The following is a 327-nucleotide window of genomic DNA, read 5'->3' as shown; positions in this document are numbered from 1 at the left end:
AACGTGGACATCGGCCCCGCGAGCAGCGGCGACTTGAGCGATAGCCCTGCCCATTCGACCTGACGACGAGTTACCGAGGTAACGCACAGGGTCGATGGCTTCCCGGGTTCCACCCAGGGAGATGACGACGCGTTTTCCAGCAAGGTCCTGCTGGGCCATCGCGGCGGCGCACTCAGGAACAGTGATGAGAAGATCAACGAATTCTGCAATCTCGTCGGGATCAGGTAGACGCCCCGGGCCTGAGTCACGACCAGTAAGGCGCCCAGTAGCTGGGGCCTTAACGACAAGGCCATGGCGACGTAGGGTCGCGACATTATCGACGGTTGC

1 protein-coding gene is annotated in these 327 nt (G+C 61.5%); it reads right to left on the bottom strand.

What is annotated here, in order from left to right:
• A partial coding sequence (locus BST27_RS30945; protein ID WP_282957604.1) for a phosphopantothenoylcysteine decarboxylase domain-containing protein occupies window positions 1–327 on the bottom strand: 327 nt, incomplete at both ends.

This window comes from Mycobacterium intermedium (genome assembly GCF_002086275.1).
In the GTDB taxonomy this organism is placed as follows: Bacteria; Actinomycetota; Actinomycetes; order Mycobacteriales; family Mycobacteriaceae; genus Mycobacterium; species Mycobacterium intermedium.
This window is presented reverse-complemented; position numbering and strand designations above follow the sequence as displayed.